The organism is Bartonella sp. TT110JLCBS (genome assembly GCF_042193405.1).
Taxonomy (GTDB): domain Bacteria; phylum Pseudomonadota; class Alphaproteobacteria; order Rhizobiales; family Rhizobiaceae; genus Bartonella.
On record NZ_JBHILT010000321.1, the window covers coordinates 1 to 535 of the forward strand.

Here is a 535-nt window from a genome sequence, read left to right on the forward strand (position 1 = left end):
ATGACGCGCTAAAATGGGCGGTAACAGACATTGACCTTTCTAAAAGACTTCGCTCTGATTATGGCACTGCTCCTTGGCAACAAGATGCAACATCTAAAGCAGATAATACGGATTATGCTTTACTTCATCTTGGCGCTCTTGCTTTGTTGGGTGATGTTGAGACCTTACAATCTTATCAGAAAAGCTTTACGGCAGGTGATCACCTAGGCTTTGACGAAAGCATCAACAAAACCCACCTTGAACGTGCATTAGCTTTAGCCAAAGAAGTAGCAAAGGTGAAGCAAGTGAGTTACGCTTTGATTGAACGGGTAGCAAAAGATTTTGATGATCAACAAGAGGTTATCAGCAAGGAGCAATCCCGCTCGTGGAAAGAGAAAATAGTCAATTTTATCGGAAAAAAAGACAAGAAATAGCACCTAAAAAATATCAAAAAGATTTCAGAAATTTAGAAAATAAGACGCGCTCCAAAGCCTTGATCACTAGTTGAGAAACTCAACAGTGGTATGGCTCTGATCATGGTTTTGGTGCAAGATTT

1 protein-coding gene is annotated in these 535 nt (G+C 40.2%); it reads left to right on the forward strand.

The genetic code is table 11. From position 1 onward, the window contains the following. Positions 1–413: DUF6990 domain-containing protein (locus ACFILW_RS11120; RefSeq protein ID WP_375685868.1), on the forward strand; the 413-nt coding region annotated here is incomplete at its 5' end. Positions 414–535: the final 122 nt, after the last annotated feature.